At 41.2% G+C, this 21,940-nt stretch carries 19 protein-coding genes; 11 read left to right on the forward strand and 8 right to left on the reverse strand.

What is annotated here, in order from left to right:
* The first annotated feature begins 155 nt into the window (after nt 1–155).
* Complete coding sequence (locus tag CWB80_RS06015) at nt 156–1,397, forward strand: DUF642 domain-containing protein (protein ID WP_054551960.1); 1,242 nt, start codon at nt 156–158, stop codon at nt 1,395–1,397.
* A 60-nt stretch (nt 1,398–1,457) separates the two neighbouring features.
* Here the strand turns inward: CWB80_RS06015 and CWB80_RS06020 are convergent, their stop codons facing one another.
* Nucleotides 1,458–1,988, reverse strand: coding sequence for a thioesterase family protein (locus tag CWB80_RS06020; RefSeq protein ID WP_138601468.1), 531 nt, complete (start codon nt 1,986–1,988; stop codon nt 1,458–1,460).
* A gap of 110 nt (nt 1,989–2,098) precedes the next feature.
* On the opposite strand from CWB80_RS06020, the gene CWB80_RS06025 reads away from it, so the two are divergent.
* Entirely contained in the window at nt 2,099–2,587 is a 489-nt protein-coding gene (locus tag CWB80_RS06025) for a hypothetical protein (protein WP_054551777.1), read from the forward strand.
* A 63-nt stretch (nt 2,588–2,650) separates the two neighbouring features.
* Here CWB80_RS06025 and tyrR read toward each other — a convergent pair whose 3' ends face one another.
* The gene (gene tyrR, locus CWB80_RS06030; protein WP_138601465.1) at nt 2,651–4,207 is read right to left on the reverse strand and encodes a transcriptional regulator TyrR; all 1,557 of its coding nucleotides are present in this window, start codon (nt 4,205–4,207) and stop codon (nt 2,651–2,653) included.
* Nucleotides 4,208–4,706: 499 nt separating this feature from the next.
* Between tyrR and CWB80_RS06035 the strand changes: the two genes are divergently transcribed.
* The 5 genes from CWB80_RS06035 (at nt 4,707) to CWB80_RS06055 (ending at nt 10,894) form a co-directional block, all read left to right on the forward strand.
* Nucleotides 4,707–6,170 carry a peptide MFS transporter gene (locus tag CWB80_RS06035; protein ID WP_054551779.1) on the forward strand — a complete coding sequence of 488 codons (1,464 nt, stop codon included), beginning with the start codon at nt 4,707–4,709 and terminating at the stop codon, nt 6,168–6,170.
* A 448-nt stretch (nt 6,171–6,618) separates the two neighbouring features.
* Nucleotides 6,619–7,665 carry a 4-hydroxyphenylpyruvate dioxygenase gene (hppD, locus tag CWB80_RS06040; protein ID WP_138601462.1) on the forward strand — a complete coding sequence of 349 codons (1,047 nt, stop codon included), beginning with the start codon at nt 6,619–6,621 and terminating at the stop codon, nt 7,663–7,665.
* A 141-nt stretch (nt 7,666–7,806) separates the two neighbouring features.
* Nucleotides 7,807–9,120: a fumarylacetoacetase gene (gene fahA, locus CWB80_RS06045; protein ID WP_054551781.1), complete on the forward strand. Its 1,314-nt coding sequence runs from the start codon at nt 7,807–7,809 to the stop codon at nt 9,118–9,120.
* A 150-nt stretch (nt 9,121–9,270) separates the two neighbouring features.
* Nucleotides 9,271–10,422, forward strand: coding sequence for a M23 family metallopeptidase (locus tag CWB80_RS06050; RefSeq protein ID WP_138601458.1), 1,152 nt, complete (start codon nt 9,271–9,273; stop codon nt 10,420–10,422).
* Nucleotides 10,412–10,894, forward strand: a complete 483-nt coding sequence (locus CWB80_RS06055; RefSeq protein WP_138601455.1) for a bactofilin family protein — start codon at nt 10,412–10,414, stop codon at nt 10,892–10,894. The genes CWB80_RS06050 and CWB80_RS06055 overlap by 11 nt, the downstream gene beginning before the upstream one ends.
* Here CWB80_RS06055 and CWB80_RS06060 read toward each other — a convergent pair.
* A complete protein-coding gene (locus CWB80_RS06060; protein ID WP_138601452.1) occupies nt 10,891–11,367 on the reverse strand; it encodes a hotdog fold domain-containing protein in 477 nt (158 codons plus the stop codon). The two genes, CWB80_RS06055 and CWB80_RS06060, sit on opposite strands and share 4 nt — an antisense overlap.
* Nucleotides 11,368–11,544: 177 nt before the next feature.
* On the opposite strand from CWB80_RS06060, the gene CWB80_RS06065 reads away from it, so the two are divergent.
* The 4 genes from CWB80_RS06065 to CWB80_RS06080 all read left to right on the forward strand — a co-directional run bounded on the left by CWB80_RS06065 (nt 11,545) and on the right by CWB80_RS06080 (nt 15,985).
* Entirely contained in the window at nt 11,545–12,717 is a 1,173-nt protein-coding gene (locus CWB80_RS06065; protein ID WP_138601449.1) for a multidrug effflux MFS transporter, read from the forward strand.
* A gap of 222 nt (nt 12,718–12,939) precedes the next feature.
* Entirely contained in the window at nt 12,940–14,781 is a 1,842-nt protein-coding gene (locus CWB80_RS06070; protein WP_138601446.1) for a S8 family serine peptidase, read from the forward strand.
* A 98-nt stretch (nt 14,782–14,879) separates the two neighbouring features.
* On the forward strand, nt 14,880–15,512 hold the full coding sequence (locus tag CWB80_RS06075; protein WP_138601443.1) for a LysE family translocator: 633 nt from the start codon (nt 14,880–14,882) through the stop codon (nt 15,510–15,512).
* A gap of 8 nt (nt 15,513–15,520) precedes the next feature.
* A complete protein-coding gene (locus CWB80_RS06080; protein ID WP_063700272.1) occupies nt 15,521–15,985 on the forward strand; it encodes a methylglyoxal synthase in 465 nt (154 codons plus the stop codon).
* A 32-nt stretch (nt 15,986–16,017) separates the two neighbouring features.
* On the opposite strand, the gene yegD is transcribed toward CWB80_RS06080, so the two are convergent.
* The 5 genes from yegD to CWB80_RS06105 all read right to left on the reverse strand — a co-directional run bounded on the left by yegD (nt 16,018) and on the right by CWB80_RS06105 (nt 21,761).
* Nucleotides 16,018–17,385: a molecular chaperone gene (gene yegD / locus CWB80_RS06085; protein ID WP_138601440.1), complete on the reverse strand. Its 1,368-nt coding sequence runs from the start codon at nt 17,383–17,385 to the stop codon at nt 16,018–16,020.
* A gap of 67 nt (nt 17,386–17,452) precedes the next feature.
* Nucleotides 17,453–18,292 carry a DNA ligase gene (locus CWB80_RS06090; RefSeq protein ID WP_138601437.1) on the reverse strand — a complete coding sequence of 280 codons (840 nt, stop codon included), beginning with the start codon at nt 18,290–18,292 and terminating at the stop codon, nt 17,453–17,455.
* Nucleotides 18,293–18,384: 92 nt separating this feature from the next.
* Nucleotides 18,385–19,041, reverse strand: a complete 657-nt coding sequence (locus tag CWB80_RS06095) for an HAD family hydrolase (protein ID WP_138601434.1) — start codon at nt 19,039–19,041, stop codon at nt 18,385–18,387.
* A gap of 48 nt (nt 19,042–19,089) precedes the next feature.
* Entirely contained in the window at nt 19,090–19,389 is a 300-nt protein-coding gene (locus tag CWB80_RS06100) for a hypothetical protein (RefSeq protein WP_138601431.1), read from the reverse strand.
* 110 nt (nt 19,390–19,499) lie between these two features.
* Nucleotides 19,500–21,761 (reverse strand): TonB-dependent receptor, encoded by a 2,262-nt coding sequence (locus tag CWB80_RS06105; protein WP_054551792.1) that lies wholly within the window; start codon nt 21,759–21,761, stop codon nt 19,500–19,502.
* Nucleotides 21,762–21,940 lie beyond the last annotated feature (179 nt).

Below are 21,940 nucleotides of genomic sequence, written 5' to 3' on the forward strand. Positions count from 1 at the left end.
CTACAAACTAAATTCTTATTAAAAATCAAATAATTAATATAAAAAATTAAAAAAGTATAAATTTAGATCTATTCCCTATTTGATAAACACCAGCAAAAAGCAGTAAAATGATACTATTAAATATTAATTTTATGTTAACAACTTCGGAGACTGTCATGAAAAGCTTAGTTTCTAAATTAGCAGTGTTACCTTTAGCTATCGCATCTGGTATGGCAATGGCAAGCACAAACCTAGTTGAAAACGGGTCATTTGAAAATAACACTGTAACTGGCCATGGTGGACAATGGCAGTTATTCAGTAATATCGATAACTGGAGCCGTAGTAACAATGCTAAATTTGAGTTACAAACTAACAAATTAGGTATTGTTCCAGCTCAAGATGGTAATCAACTTCTTGAACTAGACTCAACTGCTAACTATTCAATTTCACAGAGCGTAGCTACTTCAGCGGGTAAAAAGTACGAACTTACTTTTTATTACTCTGCGCGTGTTGAAGGTAATGCGACAACAAACGCTGCCAAAGTTTTATGGAATGGTAATGAATTAGCGACCATTAATAGCAGCACAAAAGGCTGGACTAAATATAGCTTTACTGTAGAAGCAAACGATACTAGTTCAGTATTGAGCTTTGCTGGTGCTGGTAAATCAGACTCTTTAGGCGCATTTCTTGATAATGTTTCTCTAACAGAAATTCCAGAACCTTGTGCAGTTGAAACAGGTCTATATGGTATTAATAACTTCGGTTCAGAAACTGAGGGCTATGTTTATCATTTCAACCCAGTTTCAAGCTCTGTCACTATTGTTGCAGGCCTAAATAACACAGCTTCAAATATTGCAAGTAAAGACGGTGTGCTTTATTTCATGGAGCAACTAGATAAGAGCAGCAAAGCATCTAAAATTTACAGCTTAGATTTAGCAACTAACCAACAAGCGGAAGTAGTTGATGCGACTTCATTCCCTATTTACCGCTCAACAGTCACCGCTGATGGTCTTGCTCTTCGTGCAACAAGTAAGACATATATGTACGACTTTGATTTAGAAACAGGTGATAAGACAGTTCTTGGTAAACTATCTTACCCTGGTGATACTTTCTCAGATGGTGATATTGCTTACTCAAATGACTTTAACGTACTTTACGTGTTAACAGGTAAAGCACTTTATACGCTAGATGAAGGTAGCTTAGAATTGACACTTGTTGGTGAGCATGGTGTAAATTGGGCATCAGGTATTGCGATTGCAGATGATGGTACAATTTATGTTTCAGGCCGCGAAAGTGGTGAAAATGCTAAAATCTACTCACTTGACCAAAACACTGCAGAAGCAACGTTTGTAATGGATGGTCCTTCGCATGTTAATGACTTAACATTTGTTAGTGAAGCAGTTTGCGCTGCAGAGTAAACTGTGTTTAAAACCATAAAAATGCCAGCTTAGCTGGCATTTTTTTATTTATCTTGGGTATCACTTATTTGTGAGTTTCTTTTGCTCTAACATTTCTTTCCAGTGCATTACTTCTGTTGGCAAGATAGGAGCTACACCTTCAAACCCAGCAACTTCAAGCATTTCTTCAACGCTCACAACACCTTTCTTACGTTTAAATACCCCTCGTACATAGGCAATCGCATGCAATCCACGCTCAGAGTGAAACTTTTGTTCGATGTAAAAGTATTTATGGTCCCAGCCAACTAAACGCGTACTAACAGTGTATTTTTGCATTGGTTTAATATCGCGAATATAGGTAATTGCAGTCGCATTAACGATCGGGAACCAACGACGTTTCATAATATGTTGAAGCAACCCTACTCTTTCTGTCATCCAAGTGCGCGCCAAATCCATCATTGCTAAATAACGGGAATTAGTCAGGTGCAAGTTAATATCGCAATCAGTCGGCAGTGCTCTGAATTCAATATCTATCGTGTCGAGTAAACCTTGATAGTCACGATTACGTTTGATTTTAAAAAACAATAATATTAGTCGAAAATATAGATTCACAATAAAAGGTCTAACCAGTTGATAATTCACAAAGTGTATCACAGCATATTGCTAAGGCGAATATTCTGCTCTAATCTGTGCATATATTATTATAAAAACAGATAAGCCTAATGAAACTATTCAGTTTGGTAACTCTATTTTCTGCAAGTTTATTTACCGGCTCAGCATATGCTGACTTCAACTTTCCAGGTAACGGTACTTTAAAATACCCAACGGGTGTGGAAAAAGATTTTAAATTTGGTTTTGCTTGGCAACAAACTGCCGAAAAATTCACTATTGGTGATAAAAGCTATGACATGTCTTTGCCTGAGTCATACTCCGTTGCGATTACACTGAGTAAAGACGAACAACAAGTTTGGGTACAAGAGTTTAATAATGGCTTTATTGAAGGCTTCAATTGGCAAATAGCAGATCACTCCTTAAAACTCGAAAAGCGCAAATTTAGCGACTCAGTCAAAGGCGATTATGTTATAAGCCTAGATAACCGAGATTACTTTTTTGCCCGCAATAACATAAGTATTGTTATCAAATTTGACAATGACGGTATCAAAAATATTGCCATTGATGGTGTCACCAAGGATATGGGTACCAAACAGTAGCAAAAAGCTTGGCTTTTCACCCAAGCTTTTTGCTTAATTAACGATTATTGTGGGGGGTTACTTTTAAACCTTCACTGTCTTACGGTTAATGCCATAATCTCGAAGTTTGTTTGCCACTGCGGTGTGGCTCAAACCTAATCGCTTAGCAAGCTGTCGAGAGCTAGGATAAGCCGGATAGAGCTTACGAAGTAAGGTCGCTTCAAAGCGTTTTACCGCTTGATCTAAAGTTCCTTCAAAGTCAGACTCAAGATAACCTAAATCATGAGTAAAGGTTGGTAACTGCAAATGTTCAATACGCAGTTCGTTATCATCTAACAACGACACCGCACGGTAAATCGCATTTTCTAATTGGCGTACGTTACCCGGCCACGGATAATCTTGTAAAAAGCGTAAACAATCTTCAGACATCACAGGCACAGAATGACCATTTTGTTGGGCATACTTTTGAATAAAATGTTCTGCTAACGGGCCAATATCAGCTTTTCTGTCACGTAATGGCGCAATTTCTAAGGTCAAAACATTAATCCGGTAATAAAGATCTTCTCTAAATGTCCCCTCTTGCACCATGGCCGGTAAGTCTTTTTGCGTTGCAGCAACAATACGTACATTCACTTTTACTTCGTTTTCATCACCGACTTTGCGAAATGTGCCATCTTGTAAAAATCGCAGCAACTTAGTTTGCAATTGAGTCGACATTTCACCAACTTCATCTAAAAACACCGTACCACCATCGGCTTGCTCCAAAACGCCACGTTTTGGTGCCGCGTTTTCTTCATAGCCCGCATAACCAAACAACTCTGACTCAGCCACGTCATCAGGTAACGATGCACACGATAAGGCAATAAAGGGTTTTACTGAACGGTTAGATGCATAATGACAAGCCCGTGCAAGTAATTCTTTACCGGTCCCCGTTTCACCAGTTATCAAAATTGGCGCTTCAAGCTGTGCCATTTTGCGAGCTTCACGAACAACACGACGCATTGCAGTGCTAAAATTATGGATTGTCGCAAAACTTTCTTGGCCATATCGACGAAAGGCACTCACTTGCTGACCAAGTCGACTTTGCGATTTAATGTTAATAACGGCGCCTGCTAACACATCCCCTTCAGCACCTTGTGGAACTGAAATAGGAAGAATATCAGCAATAAAATCTTCGCCAGCAACTTCTACACGCGTTGTTTGACCAAGCACCTCTTTACCCTCTAACCAGCGAGTAAAGTTAAAGCCTTTCAGCAAGTTATTAATATTAGCGCCTATAACTTCATTTTCAGATAGCTGTAAATCGCGACAAGCTGCATCATTGCATAATCGCACCCAGCCTTTAGCATCAATAGATATTACACCATCAGGCAATGCTCGCAGTAATGTATTTAATTCATTATGCTCTCGCTCAGAAGGTAGAAATGCAGTTGTGCGAACATCCATCACGCCGTCAATTAAGCGAATAGAAGGCATGATCTTTTGAAATTGCTCAAATTCAATAGGAGGAAAACTGACATACATACGACAATTAACCGAATCTACTTCAATACCTTTTAAGTCAACCTGATAACTTACTAAGATATTGAGAATCTCTTGTGCGATACCGATTCGGTCAGCACAGTGGATATCTAAACGCATTACATCCTCAAAAAACGGGAACCTATAGTATGAGAATAATACGCTAACTACTAGCGGCTGAATAGTCTATTGTAAACAATTTTGGACAATTTAAAGTACTTGCTCAGCTATCCAGATGCCAAAAGATCCGCTTTCATTGCAATGAATTACACCTACCCAAACAAAAATAACTCATCACATAAACTTAAAATGAATTGCTAAGTATTACTGACAAGTATCAAGTAATCTTAAATTGGTTGTATTTAGTAAGGTTAAGTTAACGCAACAAATGGTGTACCTACCGCAAGATCTTCCCCTGACCAAGAGGTCTATGTATACTGTAGCGCACTTGTAGCTAGGATAAGGGTGTGTCCTATACCCTTAAGTTCATAACTTGAGCAACAAACCATTATCTTAGCTGCATCAAAAAAACATGGCCACTCATTCATCAATATTAATTAACCAATGAGCAAAGCAATAATATAAGGCCAACGACAATTAAAATTAGGAAGTATAATTCATGAGTTCTCTACCAAAAGCTGGTGACTTTATGGGTCACCCGAAAGGGCTCTTCTTACTGTTCGTTACAGAAATGTGGGAACGTATGAGCTACTACGGTATGCGCGGTATTTTCGTGCTTTATTTATCAACAATCGCAACTGCAGCTGCTATGGGCTGGGATATGGCCTACTTTGGTATTGACCCATTATCTGCAGGTGCTGATGAAGCTTACCAAAAAGCATTAAACTCTAATGCATTGAGTATTTTAGGCCTCTATGCAATGTTAGTTTACGTAACACCAGTTATCGGTGGCTGGTTTGCTGATAATGTATCTGGCCAACGTAAAGCTATTATATTTGGTGGTGTTGTGATGGCTTTAGGCCAATTTGCACTTGGTACACCTCACGGTATGATCGAAGGTCTAGAAAAAGAGTTTTTATACCTTGGTTTAGCATTACTAATTGTTGGTAATGGTTTCTTTAAGCCAAACATCTCAACAATGGTTGGTGACCTCTATACTGAAACTGATAAGCGTCGTGACGGTGCATTCACAATTTTCTATATGGGTATTAACCTTGGTTCGATTTTAGGTTATTTCGTTGTAGGCTCAATTGGTGAAAAGTTTGACTATCAATACGGCTTCTTAACCGCAGGTGTTGGTATGTTAATTGGTGTAATTTTACAGTTAGCATTATCTAATAAATATCTTGCCGATATCGGTAAAGTTCCATCAGCTAAACAAGGTGATGACGCACAGGCTGCAAACAAACCTTTAACTTCTGAAGAGCGTGATCGCGTTAAAGTTATATTAATCATGAGCTTTTTCACTATTGTATTCTGGGCTGGCTTTGAGCAAGCTGCAGGTTCAATGAATTTATTTGCAAAGTATAAAACTGACCTTGTTTTCTTTGGTTGGGAAATGCCAGCAAGTTGGTTGCAAGCTGTTAACCCTATCTTCATTATTATTTTAGCCCCAATTTTCGCAAGTGTATGGATCCGCATGGGAGATAAGGAGCCTGACTCTCCGCGTAAATTTGCTCTTGGTATGTTATTCCTAGGGCTAGGCTTCGTGTCTATGGTAGGTGCAGCCTTACAAATTGGTGATGATGCAAATACAAAAGCGCATGTAATCTGGTTAGTTATGGCATACGTATTCCACACAATGGGTGAGCTATGTCTATCACCAATTGGATTATCAATGGTATCTAAGCTCGCTCCGCTGAAGTTTACCTCACTATTGATGGGTATGTGGTTCCTATTCTCTGGTTTAGGCAACTACGCAGCAGCATCAATTGGTCAGCTTGTAGGTGAAAGTGGCCCTCTAAACACCTTTGGTGGTGTAGCAATTATGGCTTTCATCGCAGGTATTTGTTTATGGCTGTTGGCAGACAAACTTGTTGATTGGATGCATGATGCTGATACCTCTCAGGATGAGTTAGAAATTCTCGAAGAAGAATTAGAGATTACTGCTGACAAACAGTAACCTTAAGCCCCACAGTTTATGCTGTGGGGCTACGTACTTCCCGCCGTTAGATCTTTACTAGTTAACTACACTCGATATCATTTCGTACTTTCGACTTCCCTATTTAAATATTCACTGAAATTGACAACCACTAACTTTGTAAACAATTCGATACATTCACTCTAACTTTATTTGGCGAAAACAAAACGAATAAAATACAAAAAAGCTTATAAATATCAGTTCATTAAATATTTATTAACGGCGCTTTATTTACTCTTTTTGATCTTTATTTTTACTATTTTCACTTCACATGATGAAATTAAAACCATTGTCTCATTAAATTTACAAAAGGGACTTTGGCTAAATAACGCTGTGATCTTCCCCAAATTGAATTTCTGGTTAATCATCCGCTCATTACATAACAATAATTCTTTTTAGCGCAGTGCTTATAATTGCGGGAGTAATGACAATGAGCGAAGTAAATAATCCGTTAGGCCTAATGGGCATTGAATTCACTGAATACGCAACACCTGATGCAGATTACATGGACAAAGTGTTTACTGATTTTGGCTTTTCAAAGCTAAAAAAATTCAAAGGTAAAGACATCGTTTACTATAACCAGCATGACATTCATTTCTTACTAAACAATGAGCGTGAAGGTTTCTCTACTGAATTTGCTAAAAGCCACGGCCCGGCAATCTGTTCTATGGGTTGGCGTGTAGAGAATGCACAAAAAGCATTCGAGGTTGCTGTTGAGCGCGGTGCAAAACCTGCGACAGACTCAACTCACAAAAACTTACCATACCCTGCTATTTACGGTATCGGCGACAGCTTAATTTATTTCATCGAGCAATTTGGCGACAAAGGTTCTATCTATGAGTCAGATTTTGAAGATTTAAGCGAGCAAAACATTGTTGAAGACAAAGGCTTCATCCGTATCGACCATTTAACCAATAACGTTTATAAAGGCACGATGGAAACATGGGCTAACTTCTATAAAGACGTATTTGGTTTTACTGAAGTTCGTTACTTTGACATTAAAGGTCAAAAAACAGCGTTATTATCTTACGCACTAAAATCGCCGTGTGGCACTTTCTCGATTCCAATCAATGAAGGTAAAGATAACAACAACAACCAAATCGATGAGTACTTAAATGAGTACAATGGTCCAGGTGTACAGCATTTAGCATTCCTAACGAATGACCTAGTAAGTTCACTTGATAAGCTTGACCAATCAACGATTGCGACTCTAGATATCATCCCAGAGTACTACGACACCATTTTTGACCGTGTGCCTTGGGTTAAAGAAGATAAAGAGAAGATCCGTAAGCATCAGATCCTAGTAGATAGCCAAAGCGAAAACTGTTATCTACTGCAAATTTTCTCGAAGAACCTATTTGGTCCTATCTTCATCGAGATGATCCAACGTGTAGATGACGGCGGTTTTGGTGAAGGTAACTTCCAAGCCCTTTTCGAGTCAATCGAGCGTGATCAAGAGCGTCGTGGTGTAATCTAAATCATCATAATGAATAAAAAGCAGCGTTTAACACGCTGCTTTTTGTCGTTTTAAATTCTGTTTTAAACTAACTGTTTAAATTGCGTTGATTGCCTCCATATAGATAACTAATAAATCAGCGCGAACCAATAAGGAAAGAGTATGAGCCTAATTAACGAAACCCACGATATTAATCTAAAAAGCTGGGTTGCATCTGCTAACGAAGCGAACTGTGACTTCCCAATTCAAAACCTTCCTTTTGCAGAAGTACGTCGTAAAAATTCAGATGAAGCGTTCCGTGGCGCTGTAGCTATTGGTGATCAAGTTATCGACTTAGCAAAAGTAAATGAACTTGGTTTATTCTCTGGTGATGCACAGATTGCCGTTAAAGCTGCAAGCCAAGCTACATTAAATGAATTTATGGGTCTTGGTCAGCAGTATTGGTCTGCACTGCGTCTAGCGTTATCAAAAGCACTTCGTGAAGGTGCCAGTGAGCAAGCGCAATTAAGCGAAGCGCTTATCGCTCAAGCTGACATCGAATTTGCACTACCGTGCCGTATTGGTGATTACACTGACTTTTATACCTCTATTTACCACGCAACAGCGGTAGGTAGTCTATTCCGCCCTGATAACCCACTTCTACCTAACTACAAATGGGTACCAATTGGTTATCACGGCCGTTCATCGTCAATTGATGTATCTGGTCAAACGTTCCACCGCCCTAATGGTCAAACTAAAGCGCCAGATGCAGAAGTCCCTTCATTCGGCCCTTGTAAACGCCTTGACTACGAACTTGAGTTAGGTATTTACCTTGGTAAAGGTAATGAATTAGGCGATGCAATTGCCATTGAAAATGCTGAAAACCACGTATTTGGATTCTGTGTATTTAATGACTGGTCTGCACGTGATTTACAAGCGTGGGAATACCAGCCGCTTGGTCCATTCCTTGCGAAAAACTTCGCTTCGACTGTATCACCTTGGATTGTTACGACAGAAGCACTGGCACCATTTAGAACAAACTGGACACGTGACGAAAACGATCCACAACCAATGGATTATTTAGAGTCAGCTCATAACCGTGAGTTTGGTGCATTTGATATCAAAATGGATGTACAAATCGAAACTGAAAAGATGCGTGCAGCCGGCGAAGCACCAACACAAGTATCTAAATCAAGCTTCAAGCACTCTTACTGGACAGTTGCGCAAATGGTGACTCACCACACTGTAAATGGCTGTAACTTTCAACCAGGCGATATGTTAGGTTCGGGTACGCAATCAGGCCCTGAGCACGAAGAAGCAGGTTCATTATTAGAGCTTTCTCGCGGTGGTAAAGAAAAGATCACCCTTGCTAATGGTGAGCAACGTGCTTTCTTAGAAGACGGCGACAACGTAATCATGCGTGGTTGGTGCGAAAAAGACGGTTTTGCACGAATTGGTTTTGGTTCAGTTGAAGGAACCGTGCTACCTGCTAAATAAAAGTAACTCACTATTTTTATTTCCAGAACAAGTATTAAGGGCATTTTTTGCCCTTTTTTTTGTGCTTTTTCAGCTGAGTTACAATTTTTTGCTGGCTTTTTTAACTGAGGTTGCTATCTTAACTCGGTTATTAGTTAAATTTTGTACGCCATGTTAGTTAAACTTAAGTCTTTTTATCGCACGTTTTTTCCAGCTCGACAGCTGTTGATCCGTCAAAATGGCGAAGTAAAACACTTGGTATTAGCGCCTTGGCTACAATTGACGACCTTAATGGTTATTTTAATAGCCATTGCTTGGCTTAGTATCTCAACACTTCAAATCATTTCACAAGCAGACAAGATAACCAGCATTGAGCAAAAACAGGTTACCAAGCAGCAAGAGTGGAAAAAGCAGCACTTTCAACAGCAAGCTGCCTATGAAAAACAATTAGAGCAACTAGCAATTCTTGAGCAAAAACAAGCGCTATTGCAAAGCATGATTGAATCACTACCAGAATCGATGAACAAACCCACCTTGCCAAACGATGCTGAACCTCTACTTTTACCGATTAAAGAAAATGCTGAAGATTTTCATGCTCCTTTAGAAGATGAGCAGCAACCAAAACAAGTAAAACACTTAGAAAGTATGACTGAGCGTTTAGCACGTCTTGATGCGGCTTATAATCGTAGTTTCGTAGTGCTAGATGAACAAATCAAATTACGCCATCAAGAAATTGTTGCCATGCTCGAAGGGGCTGGTCTTGATAGCAGTCTAGCCAATACCTCAATACTTGAAAGATCAGACACAGCCCAGGGTGGCCCGTTAGACTTGTTTGACGAATCAAGAATACCTGCTGAATTTCTAGCAATTGCCGACAACTTACTAGCGTTAAACAACCTAGAAAACTTGCTGAGTGAGTTACCACAAACACTCCCTGCTGCTGACTACTATATTTCTAGCAGTTTTGGCTTACGCAAAGACCCAATGAATGGCCGCCGGGCTTTTCATAAAGGTGTTGATTTAGCCGGTTGGCATAAAACCGAAATTTTTGCTCCAGCCGATGGCACCGTACTTCGTGCAGGTCGTAATGGCGGCTATGGCAACTTTATCGAACTACAACACAAAAATGGCTTCGTTACTCGCTTCGGCCACCTTAATAAAATTAAGGTTAAAAAAGGCCAAACAGTAACTAAAGATGATGTCATCGGTTTAATGGGTAGTACTGGCCGTAGTACCAGTACCCACCTACATTACGAAGTTTTAGTGAATGGCAAACATGTCAATCCAGTTAAAATAACAAAGGCGCTTTCTCGTGTTCGGTAAAAAAAAACAATCAACAGCTAGTTCGTCTGGCTCATCATTAAAAAGAACCAACCATACTCCTTCTATTATTTCTGAAGACGTACGCTTAACAGGTAGCCTTACCAGCCAAGGTGAGGTTCAACTTGATGGTCGTATCGAAGGCGACTTACATGTTAAACACTTAGTGATTGGTCACACAGGTATGATTGAAGGTGTTATCGAAGCAGACAGTGTGGTCGTAAAAGGTAAAATCATTGGTTCACTCATTGCCAACAAAGTGACAATTGAAAGTACTGCTGAAGTCCATGGTGATGTATTTCACGACACTTTAAGTATTGAAGCCGGAGCTATCATTGAAGGCAGCTTAAAACATCGTCATGAAGAAGATAATGTGGCGCCTATTAAGCCTGAAGAACAAACGAGTAATTCAATATTGGCTGATGATGACAACGACTTGTCGTTTGTAAACAAACAAGCCGCTGATAAGTCTTAACGTTTTTTGGCGGTTACATACATAGTGATATCCGCGGTGAAGACAAGTTCATCGCGGCTATTGTAAACCTTAACGGGCACTAGCAAATCCAGCTTTTCTAGCCACTCACTCGGCACTTCTATCTGGGCAACAGCACGCATGTCTGTATCAATTTTTGCTAAGTAGTTCACTGTCATGCCTTTTGGGATCCAGCGATGCGTTTTTGCCGGCACAGTTGCATCAACCATTAAACCTGCGCATAGCTCTGCCACATTGCACTGTGCAATTGCATGGATGGTACCAATGTGATTATGGATCGCGCGGCGATTTTTAACAGTTGCACTGCAATGCCCAGCAGTCAAATTTGTGATCAATGGCTTTATAGACCCAAAGTAAGGTGCTTTAAAGCACACGGCTTTACTAAACAACCAGTTACCTTTCGGCAATGACTGACACTTAGTCCAAATTTTTAATAATGATGATGGTGAGCTCACGATGTTTATCCATTATTTTTATGATGTAAGATAAAAAACTAACACATCAGACCAGATAGCGAAATGGAAATTTTTTGTAAGCAGTTTTAATGATTACGTATGTATTACACTTTTAGCCAAGTGAACGCTTTTCTTTTCCTTTAGGGGCACATAAAATACCGTTTTAAAGGAGAGCGAATGCAGTCACGCCAGCACAAAAACCTCAGCTTACTATTTATTCTTGGCCTTCTGGTTATCTTTAGCCCGTTAGCAATAGATATTTACTTACCCGCATTTCCGACTATTGCAGAACAATTCAGCGCTTCAGAAAAGCAAATTCAGCAAACCGTCGCTATTTTTATGCTTACCGTCGGGCTTGGACAGCTCATTGCAGGGCCATTAGCAGATAAGTTTGGTCGTAAGCCTGTGGCAATCACCGGTGTGACAATTTATGGTTTAGCGGCGTTTGGCGCGTATTTAGCACCTGATTTTACTAGCCTGATGATTGCAAGAGCACTGCAAGGTTTGGGGGCCTGTGCCACATTTGTAGTAGCGTTTGCCATTGTAAGAGATCGATTTGGTAGTGAACGCAGCGGCCAAATTATTACTTATCTTAATGGTATCGTTTGCTTTATCCCTGCCCTCGCGCCAATTTTAGGCGCTTGGCTCACAGTACAGTTTGGCTGGCGCATGAACTTTTTATTCATGGCTGTATTTGCACTCATTGGTTTATGCATAACCTTGTTAATGTATAAAGAAACCCGCCCTGCAGATAGTGTATATAGTGGTCATATTCTTGACTTACGCCGTTTTATGCCAATTATCAGCACGCCATTGTTTCTATTTCATAGCTTAATTTGCTTGGTAACTATGTCGGCTATTTTAGTCTTCGTTACGCTAGCACCTGGCTGGCTTATTACTGAATTAGGTGGCAGCGTTACCGACTTTACTTTCTGGTTTACCTGTAATGCGGTATTGAGCATTGTTGCAAGCTTTATAATGCCACTGTACATCAAACGTCAACCAAAGCGCGCGTTAAAAGCAGGACTCCTGCTGCTTGTAATCGCAGGAGCCTTAATGTTAGCCTTTAGCCAACAACGTACTGCGCTTGCGTTGATGTTTCCGATGTTTATTGCAGCGTTTGGTTTTGCACTGACACTTGGCTCATCAGCAGGCCGTGCATTAAGTTTGTTCCCTAAACAAGCAGGTACGGCTTCAGCACTTATAGGCTTAATGCAAATGAGTGGCGCAAGTTTATTAGTGTTTATAACGCAATTATTAAATTTGACTACACCAGTATTAATTGGCGTGCACTTTTTAATGCTCATCCCATTTACCTATTTATTGTTCAAACATAAGCATTTGTCATAAAAAGTTTTATCATACTTTTAGTTATATCGGGTAAATGAGAATCGTTATATTCTATTTACCCGTTTAGACATCCTGTTATTTCCTACCGTTATAAAAAGCATCTTTCTAGAATAATTTGTTCCAGTTTTGTGGATTATTTTTCTTGTACCTACTGCCCCATTAAACTATTGTTTACTCGTGTTAACATTTGGTTAACTCAAAAACAGGTTTGGGACACGAATTATGAAAAAGAATAAATTAGCATTAGCACTGATCATCAGTGGACTATGTGCAGCAGGAACTGCAAACGCAGCAAATGATCGTTACATCATCCAAGTCGACAACAATAAAAAAGGCGTAGTTAAAGCCCTCGCTAAAAAGCTTGGTGGTGATATTAAAGTTGATGGTAATGGCTTTATTGCAGCGCAATTTACAGGTCATGACCTTGCAAGTGTAAAAGGCTTACTAAACAACCCTCACATCAAACTGGTTGAAGAAGACCAAAAGCGTGTACCAATGGCGCTTTATAACGATGACGCTGGTAATGCAATGCAGCAGCAATTAACGCCTTACGCAGTTTACCAATCACAAGCTGATCAAGTTACCTTCGATGCAAATGCTGGCATGAAAGTATGTGTAATTGACTCTGGTTTAGATGCTACAAACCCTGATTTTGTATGGGGTAACATCACAGGTGATAATGACAGTGGCACAGGTAACTGGTACGACAATGGTGGCCCACATGGTACTCACGTAGCTGGCACAATTGGTGCAGCAGACAACAATGTTGGTGTGGTTGGTATGGCACCCGGTGTGGCAATGCACATCATCAAAGTATTCAACGCTGAAGGCTGGGGTTACTCTTCAGACTTAGCACACGCAGCAGATTTATGTTCTCAAGCAGGTGCAAATATCATCAGCATGAGCCTTGGTGGCGGTGGTTCAAATAGCACCGAGTCTAACGCATTTGCTAATTTCACAAGTGCTGGCGGTTTAGTCGTTGCTGCTGCGGGTAACGATGGTAACAGCGTGCGCTCGTACCCTGCAGGCTATCCATCAGTAATGATGGTTGGTGCAAATGATGCGGACAACCAAATTGCAGATTTTTCGCAGTTCCCTAGCTGTACATCTGGCCGCGGTAAACGCGCTACTACAGATGAAACTATCTGTGTTGAAGTAACAGCAGGTGGTGTTGATACACTTTCTACTTACCCTGCAGGTATGGCAACGTCAGCTAGCTTAGCAGCTGATGGCGCAGGCTTTGCTACTTCATCAATGGAAAACTCAGGCAATGCATCAGGCACGGCGTATTACATGGGTACTGCTGAAAGCGTAGATGCTGGCGCAGCGGGCAAAATTTGTATGATTGACCGCGGCAATATCTCGTTCTATGACAAGGTAAATAACTGCGAGAACTCAGGCGGTATCGGGGCTGTTATCATCAATAACGAAGCAGGCATGTTATACGCTACACTAGGCGAAACTAACGATACAACAATTCCAGCTGTCGGTGCGGCACTTGAAGACCGTTCAGCTCTTCTTTCAAGCACAACTATTGATATCGCAATTGGTACTAGTGATTATGGTTTCATGAGCGGTACATCAATGGCAACGCCTGCTGTTTCAGGTATCGCAGCGCTAGTATGGTCAAATCACCCAGAGTGTACGGGTACAGAAATCCGTGATGCACTAAAAGCAACGGCAGAAGATCAAGGTGCTTCTGGTCACGATGTTTACTTCGGTCACGGTATTGTTAAAGCAGCTGACGCAGATGCATACCTAACAGCCAATGGCTGTGCAGGTGGTGGCGATAATGGCGGTGGCACAACACCAGGTGGTGATGATATTAGTCTTTCTACTTCAGGTTACAAGTCAAAAGGCACTAAATACATTGATTTAAGCTGGAGTGGCGCTGCTACAAGCACTGTAGATGTTTACCGTAATGGTAGCAAAGTAGGCTCAGTGGCAAACACTAACAGTTATACTGACACTATCACAACAAAAGGTGGTGGCACTTACACTTATCAAGTATGTGAAGCACAAAGCACAACTGTTTGTTCAAACAACAGCACTGTGACGTTCTAATACTTTCCCCAACCCAAATTAGCGGGCATTGATTGCCCGCTTTTTCTTTTTCTAGAAGCTTGTTAAAATCAACTACCTAGCTTTTTATCTTTGTGCCGATGATCAATCCAGAATTTCTACTGTCGTTTTTAGGCGCCAGCTTTTTAATTGCCGTAGCCCCCGGCCCTTCTAATGCTTTTTTAATGGCACAAACCTTTGCCAATGGCCGTAAAGCGGGAATGCAAAGTGCCTTTGGTTTTGCCTTAGGTGGTGTGGTGCATACTTTTTTTGCGGTGGTGGGTTTAACAGCAATCTTAAAAGCGTCGACTGTTGCTTATACCACGGTGCAGTATTTAGGTGCGGCGTACCTGTGCTATTTGGGCGTAATGACGTTAAAGGACACCTTCACACAGCCTGAGCCAGACTGCGACGAAAAACCCCATGTAAGTACCAGTAAAAAGCAAAATGTGATGTTTCAAGCAATGATGACCGAGGTACTCAATCCTAAAGTCGCCTTATTCTTTATTGCGTTTATTCCGCAGTTCGTCGATCCGAGCTTATCTTCAACGACCTTTCAGCTCGCTTTTTTTGGCTTACTCTACCCGCTTTTTGCTTTTCCGATCGACTGCACGTATATTTATTTCGGCGATAAGATAGCCAGTTATTTTCGTGAGCACCCACAAACCCAAATTTGGATTGATCGGATCACAGGACTGGTGTTTATTGCATTAGCAATTAACCTATTGATATAAGAGCACTTATGGAACAAAAACAACAAGCCTTACCAGCCAAAAAGAATATTGCCCTCGTAGCCCATGATGGCAAAAAAGCAGCTCTTCAGGCGTGGTGTGAAAAACACCAAGCCATTTTAAGTAAGCACACGCTGTACGGTACGGGTACAACCGGTCATTTAATCGAACGTACAACAGGGCTTGAAGTGATTAAGCTGCTAAGCGGCCCTATGGGTGGCGATCAACAACTCGGTGCTAAAATTGCTGAACATGAAGTGCACATGCTGGTGTTTTTCTGGGATCCACTTGCATCGCAGCCACACGACCCAGATGTAAAAGCATTACTGCGTTTAGCTGCGGTTTGGAATATTCCTGTTGCCTGTAATGAAGTCAGTGCCGATATGCTATTAAGCTCACCTATGATGGAAACTGAGTTGTGCCGCACGTTGCCAGATTACGAAAAATACCTCGCAACGCGCCAAGTGACTCTTTAGTTCTATAAGTCGATATATCAAAGTGGGGGCTATTAGCTATAAAGCTTGTGCGCCCACTTAGTTAAACCTGCAGTCACACTACCAAAGTGATCGCCGTTCAGCATTGCAATATCACCTAAATGGGCTTTTAACGCAGCCTTGATAAGCGGTGATTGTGCACTACCGCCCGTTAGGTAAATAACATCAGGCGTTGTGCCTGCTTCTTGAATCGCTTGTTTAGCTAGGCTTACTATCTGGCTTATCGAATCATCAACGGCTAAAGCGAGATCTTTTAGCGTTAAGCACTGCGTTAAGTCTGAATCTAAGAAGCGTAAATCTGTAGTAAATTCATTCGCTGACGAGAGCGCAATTTTTGCCGCCTCGCCTTGCTGCACTAATTGATGACCTTGCTTATTTTGCTGCAATTGAATTAAGCGTTTAAAAAGCGCAGGCTCTTTGACTTCACGAAGTTGAGTCAGTAACTCACGATGATGGGCATCGCTATAAAACTGACTTTGCAGATTTACATCATTGATTTTACAAGCTTGCCAAAACGGTTGATTCGGCAGTGGAAGTCCCGATTTAAACTCAGTGCCTAAACCTAGTAATGGCATTAAACCATGAAAGCTCAGCGCAATATCTAAATCATTTCCACCCACACGCTTACCACTGTGAGCTAAAAAGTCATTGTCACGGCACTGTTTTTCACGAAAGCTCGGCCCCATTTGTACAAATGAGCAATCGCTAGTCCCCCCGCCAATATCGACTACCAACACTTTTTGGTCTTGCTGCAATGAGGTTTCATAATCAATCCCCGCCGCTAACGGCTCATATAAAAATGAGACCTCTTTAAAGCCTGCGCGTTTTGCTGCTCGCTCTAATATGCCGAGCGCTTGTTGATTAGACTCTTCACCACCGACTGATTGAAAGTTTACCGGTCGCCCAATGACCGTTTCTGTTAATGTGTCTTGCAAAGATTGCTCGGCGCGTTGTTTAATTTTTAAAATCATCGCCGTGGCAATGTCTTCAAAGAAGTTTATTTGCCCTTGCTTTAAGCCTACTGCACCAAAGAATGACTTAGGTGATTTTACAAAGTAACCTTCTTCAGGAAATTGCACATACTCGCTAATTGCTTCGCGACCTATAAATAAGGTTTCATCACCAGCTTGAATATCGAGGTCAGATTTAATACGAGGAATGGTATTTAAAAGCGCTTGTCGCTCAGTTTTAAAATCGTGCTCAAATGGACTACCCGTAAGGTGTTTTGTCACAAAATCGACAACTAATGCACTGTGATGAGTATAAAGTGTTGAGGGTAAATATTGCTTGCCCTGCTCAAGCGGCACTAAAGAGACTTGTTGCTCGTTATTCATTACACCGATTGCACAATTTGAGCTACCGTAATCAAAGCCTGCAAACATTCTAACACCTATACATCAATAAAAAGGCCGCGAAATTTACCATAGTCGCAGCCGTTTTTGAATGACGCTATGGCATTTCATGCAAAAAGCTTGCAAAACGAGGTAGGCCATTTTTAGTAAAGCCATGATATTTGTAGGTAATAGTACTACCTATCGCAGGGGGTGATGATCTTTGTTGATCGGTAAACCCCGAGCCAATTTTAAATTCGGTCCCATCACTGCTGCGCACTTTAAGTGCACCAAGCATATTTTTAAACTTACCCTTTCCTGCGATATAACCGATTACAACCGCTTCAGCGTCAAAATAAGGCTTTAACTTTAACAATGCATCACTACGCCCTGCACTATGCTTTGCAGCTGCTAGATGCAGCATGACGCCCTCAGCACCTTGTGCGATTAGTTCATCCATAAACAAACTAAGTTGCTTGTTATCATTAAAGTGCATTTGCGCAACGGCTTTAATATGCTTACTTTGCAGCTGGTTTACTAACCTTGTGTAGTTTTCATAGCGTTGACTAAATGGCGTTGTCGCATCCGGCATATCAAATATCATGTAATTGACGGTTTGCCATTCTGATTCTACAGGTATGACTTTTCGAACGATCCCGCTCACATTGGCAAAATCTTGGTGCTTAGTCCAAAGCTCGCCATCAAGCCAAACATCTGGCAGCGGCGCGGTAAACCACTTGGGTGCATAAATTGGGTTACCATTTCGGGTTACTAATTGACTCCCAGTCCAAATAGCTCGAATGCCATCATATTTTTCACTAACTAAATAGTCGCTTACATTCACCTTTTCGGCTTGATAGACGTTTGCTAAAAGGACTGAAGGAGCTTGTTGCGCTTCGGCTAAAAAGCCTATAAATAACGTGATTGCGCACAAAAGCGCACGAGTGAATTTAACCATTATTGCTTCCTTGCAAATTTGTAAGTTTTAAAGTGGCTATTCCTGCTTAATCATAACCACTTAACAATAGCTGTTTTGTGATTGCCAGCTAATTATAGTTTAGTTTGTAGCCATTTGAAGAATTCGTTCAAATCAGCAAACACGCCTGCCGCTTTACTAAAATCATGCTCTAACGTGAAATGATTCGGCACAGCAAACACAGCAACACCGGCATTGCTCGCAGCGGTGACACCGGTATAAGTATCTTCAACTGCTACGGCTTCATTAGCTGTAATATTTAACGTATCAAGAGCTAGTTGATAAGGGTCACCAGCAGGTTTAGGATTGTTAACATCATCTTTGGTAACCACACAATCAAACCAATCAAAAATGCCATAGCCTTTTAAAATAGGATAGGCTTCATTTTTTGCACTGCCTGTTACTAAAGCCATTTTTAAACCACTGGCTTTTACTTGCTCTAGCACTTCTTTAGCGCAAGGCATATAGGCGGGTAAATGAGTACTAACAAAACGGCCAAATGCCGCGTACTTATCATCCGTTAACTGCTCTGGATTGATACTAAGCCCATAACTTTCAACAACCTCCTTTGCGGCTTCAAATGTTGGTCTTCCTGAGAAGCGCTTACAAAAAGTAGCTTCATCATACTGCACACCAAAAGGAGCTAATAAATCATTCCAAATAGTAAAATGCACACTTTCAGAGTCCACTAAAGTGCCATCCATATCAAACAATACTGCTTTTAAAGTCATCCTCATTCCTTCAAAGTAAAAAGGTGCCATAGGCACCTTTAAATATGATTATTCTGTTAAGCCCGCAGGAGGTTCAGCAAACGCTTCCTCGCCGTTTTCTACATCAACCAGCTCGTAGCCACGTTGCTTTCTTACCACTTTTAAAATCGGCTTAGAAAACGCTGTTTTTAAACGTTCTGCATCTGCTTCAAGTTCTTCGACTGTATTACCAAATGGTGCGGCACCGGTTTCTGACCAGTTAGTCACTTTACCATTCAAGTTATATTCAACTTCATGAATTTGATATTGTGCCGCTTCATCTTTTGTTGCTTCACAAAAAATGACACGGTAGTTCCAAAATCCAGCCATAGCTATTCTCTTTCTCTTTAATTAATCCTGCCACTTTAGCAGTTACCAACGCGATTATAAACGAAAAAACCCGCTATACAGCGGGTTTTAATAGGACTTATTATTTCAGCTTAGAAGAAGCTTACTTTGAACTCAGCACCGATGTAACGCTCTTCGTTCACCATTGCTGTGTTGTTATTGAAGTCGATAGCACCGATTGATTGTTGCTCGTCGAACATGTTACGAACGAATGCTGATACTTCATATTCGTTGTCGCCTTGTGCCCAAGCATAGCCTGCACGTAAACCAACTTCAGTTAAAGGCTTGCCTTCAAACTCAACTGACTCGTATAAGAAGTAGTTGATTTCACTGCGGTAAGACACGTCAGCGTAAGTGAAGAATTCACCATCAGCTACTTCGCGGCTATAACGTAATGTAAGGTTAGAGATCCACTCAGGTGCGTGCGGTAAGCTGTTACCGTCAAGAACAGCTTGACCTGCGCTGTTTAATGAATTTGTTACAGTACACTGCGCACATACGTCAACAGCTAAGTCTTTATCTTTAAGCTCAGTGTTGTTGTAGCTTAAGTTAAATGTAGCATTTAGGTTGTCAGTTAATACCCACTCAGTGTCTAACTCAAAACCGTAACCAGTTGTCTTATCAGCATTAACTAAACGGTTGAAGTTTGCACCACCGCCTACAGCTGTTAATTGTTGGTCATCCATTGTGTAGTAGAACACAGTTGCGTTTACACGACCTTGACCGTCAAGTACGTCTGATTTGATACCTGTTTCGAATGACGTCACAGTTTCAGACTCAGCAACAGTAACTTCATCACCGAATAAGATACGACCTTGGATACTTGGTGCACGGAAGCTGTTAGCAACACGCGCGTACCAGTTTACGTCATCGTTGATCTTGTAGTTAGCAGATAAATCCCAGCTAACGTGGTCGTCACTTGGGTTTTCTGTTAGGAATAACGCACCGCCACCTGCTGGGCTTAAAGTACGGTTTGCAGAGAATTCTTTTTCGTCATCTGAGTAACGTAGTCCTGCAGTGATTTTTAAATCATCTGTGATTGTGTAATCTAATGAACCGAATACCGCCCATGCTTTAGTATCTTGCTGCTGGATAACATAGCCGTTTAACTCACCCGGTGTTGAACCGTATGTATCGTAGCTGAAGTTTTCGATTGTTAACGCTTCGTCAAAGTAGAATACACCTACTTGGAAGTTTACGTCGCCAGCATAGTTGCTAGATAAACGAAGTTCTTGCGTATATTGGTCTTGATCTGGAATGCCGTCAGCACTTTCAGAGTAGAATGGGATAAAACCAGGGCCCATATCTGGTAAGTAGCTTGCACCGTAACCACCGTCGATGTCAGCGCGAGAATAGATTTCAGCACTTTCCCATGCAGAGATTGACGTAAGAGTTAAATCATTGATATCCCACTCAAGCTTTAAGCTTGCGCCTTGAGATTCAACTTGCTGTGTCGCACGAGAAGCCGCATCGTGGTAAACCACATCGTGCTCAAAATTATCTACTAAGTCATTTGTACCCGCTTTAATAGCGTTACCACGGAATGCGATTGGCTTACCGTCCATATCACGAACGTGGTAGTTGAAAAGACCTGTGAAATCGTCACCTTCGTATAAAAACTGAATACGTGCCGCTTTTTCAGTGTAACCACCTAAAACGTCATCTTGTTCAAAACCTGGTGCACGATTATCAATATAATCGTCTTTTTCTTGCCAAAGTACAGAAACACGCGTTGATAAACGGTCTGTTAAGCCACCGCCAACAGCACCTTCAAAGTCAACTGCGCCACGGCTACCGTAAGATACTGAACCATAGCCTTCAAATTCTTGTGATGGTTTAACTGTATCAAATTTAACAAGGCCTGCCGGTGTGTTACGACCAAATAAAGTACCTTGTGGGCCACGTAGAACTTCTACACGTGCTACGTCAAATACAGGGAAACCTTTTAAGATTGCATTCTCTTGAACAACTTCGTCTACAACTAACGAAACTGGTTGAGAAGCATTTAGGTCAAAGTCAGTGTTACCTAGACCACGAACATAAAAGCGTGGGAAAGAACGACCAAACGAAGATTCGATTGATAAGCTTGGGATCTTCGCGTTCATAAAACGAATATCCATACCAGCTGAGCTGTAAGCGTCTAAGTTGTCACCTTGTAATGCAGATACAGCAACAGGTACTTCCTGAGCATTTTCTACACGTTTACGTGCGGTGATTTGAATAACTTCTAGTTGGTTGTTTTTTGCTGCTGGCGCTTCGTCTGCAGCAAGAGTTGAAAATGAAGTACCTGCTACGGCAGAGAACAACGTTGCATTGATAAGTGTTGCTAACGTAGATCTTTTCATTGCTTTCATGTCGGGTTTTAACCTTTTTTATGCACTCTTATTCAACGGTGATGATGTTGCGTCAATTCATTTGACGGGCTCGGCCAATTTTTCGCGCCTTGTAATAAGCTGCGCGGACCTCTAAATCGAGAGTGCAAAACGAAGTGAAGAGGCTGAACGAACGCTGACGATTATAACACTTTATGACA

The organism is Pseudoalteromonas sp. S1650 (genome assembly GCF_005887195.1).
GTDB lineage: Bacteria > Pseudomonadota > Gammaproteobacteria > Enterobacterales > Alteromonadaceae > Pseudoalteromonas > Pseudoalteromonas simplex.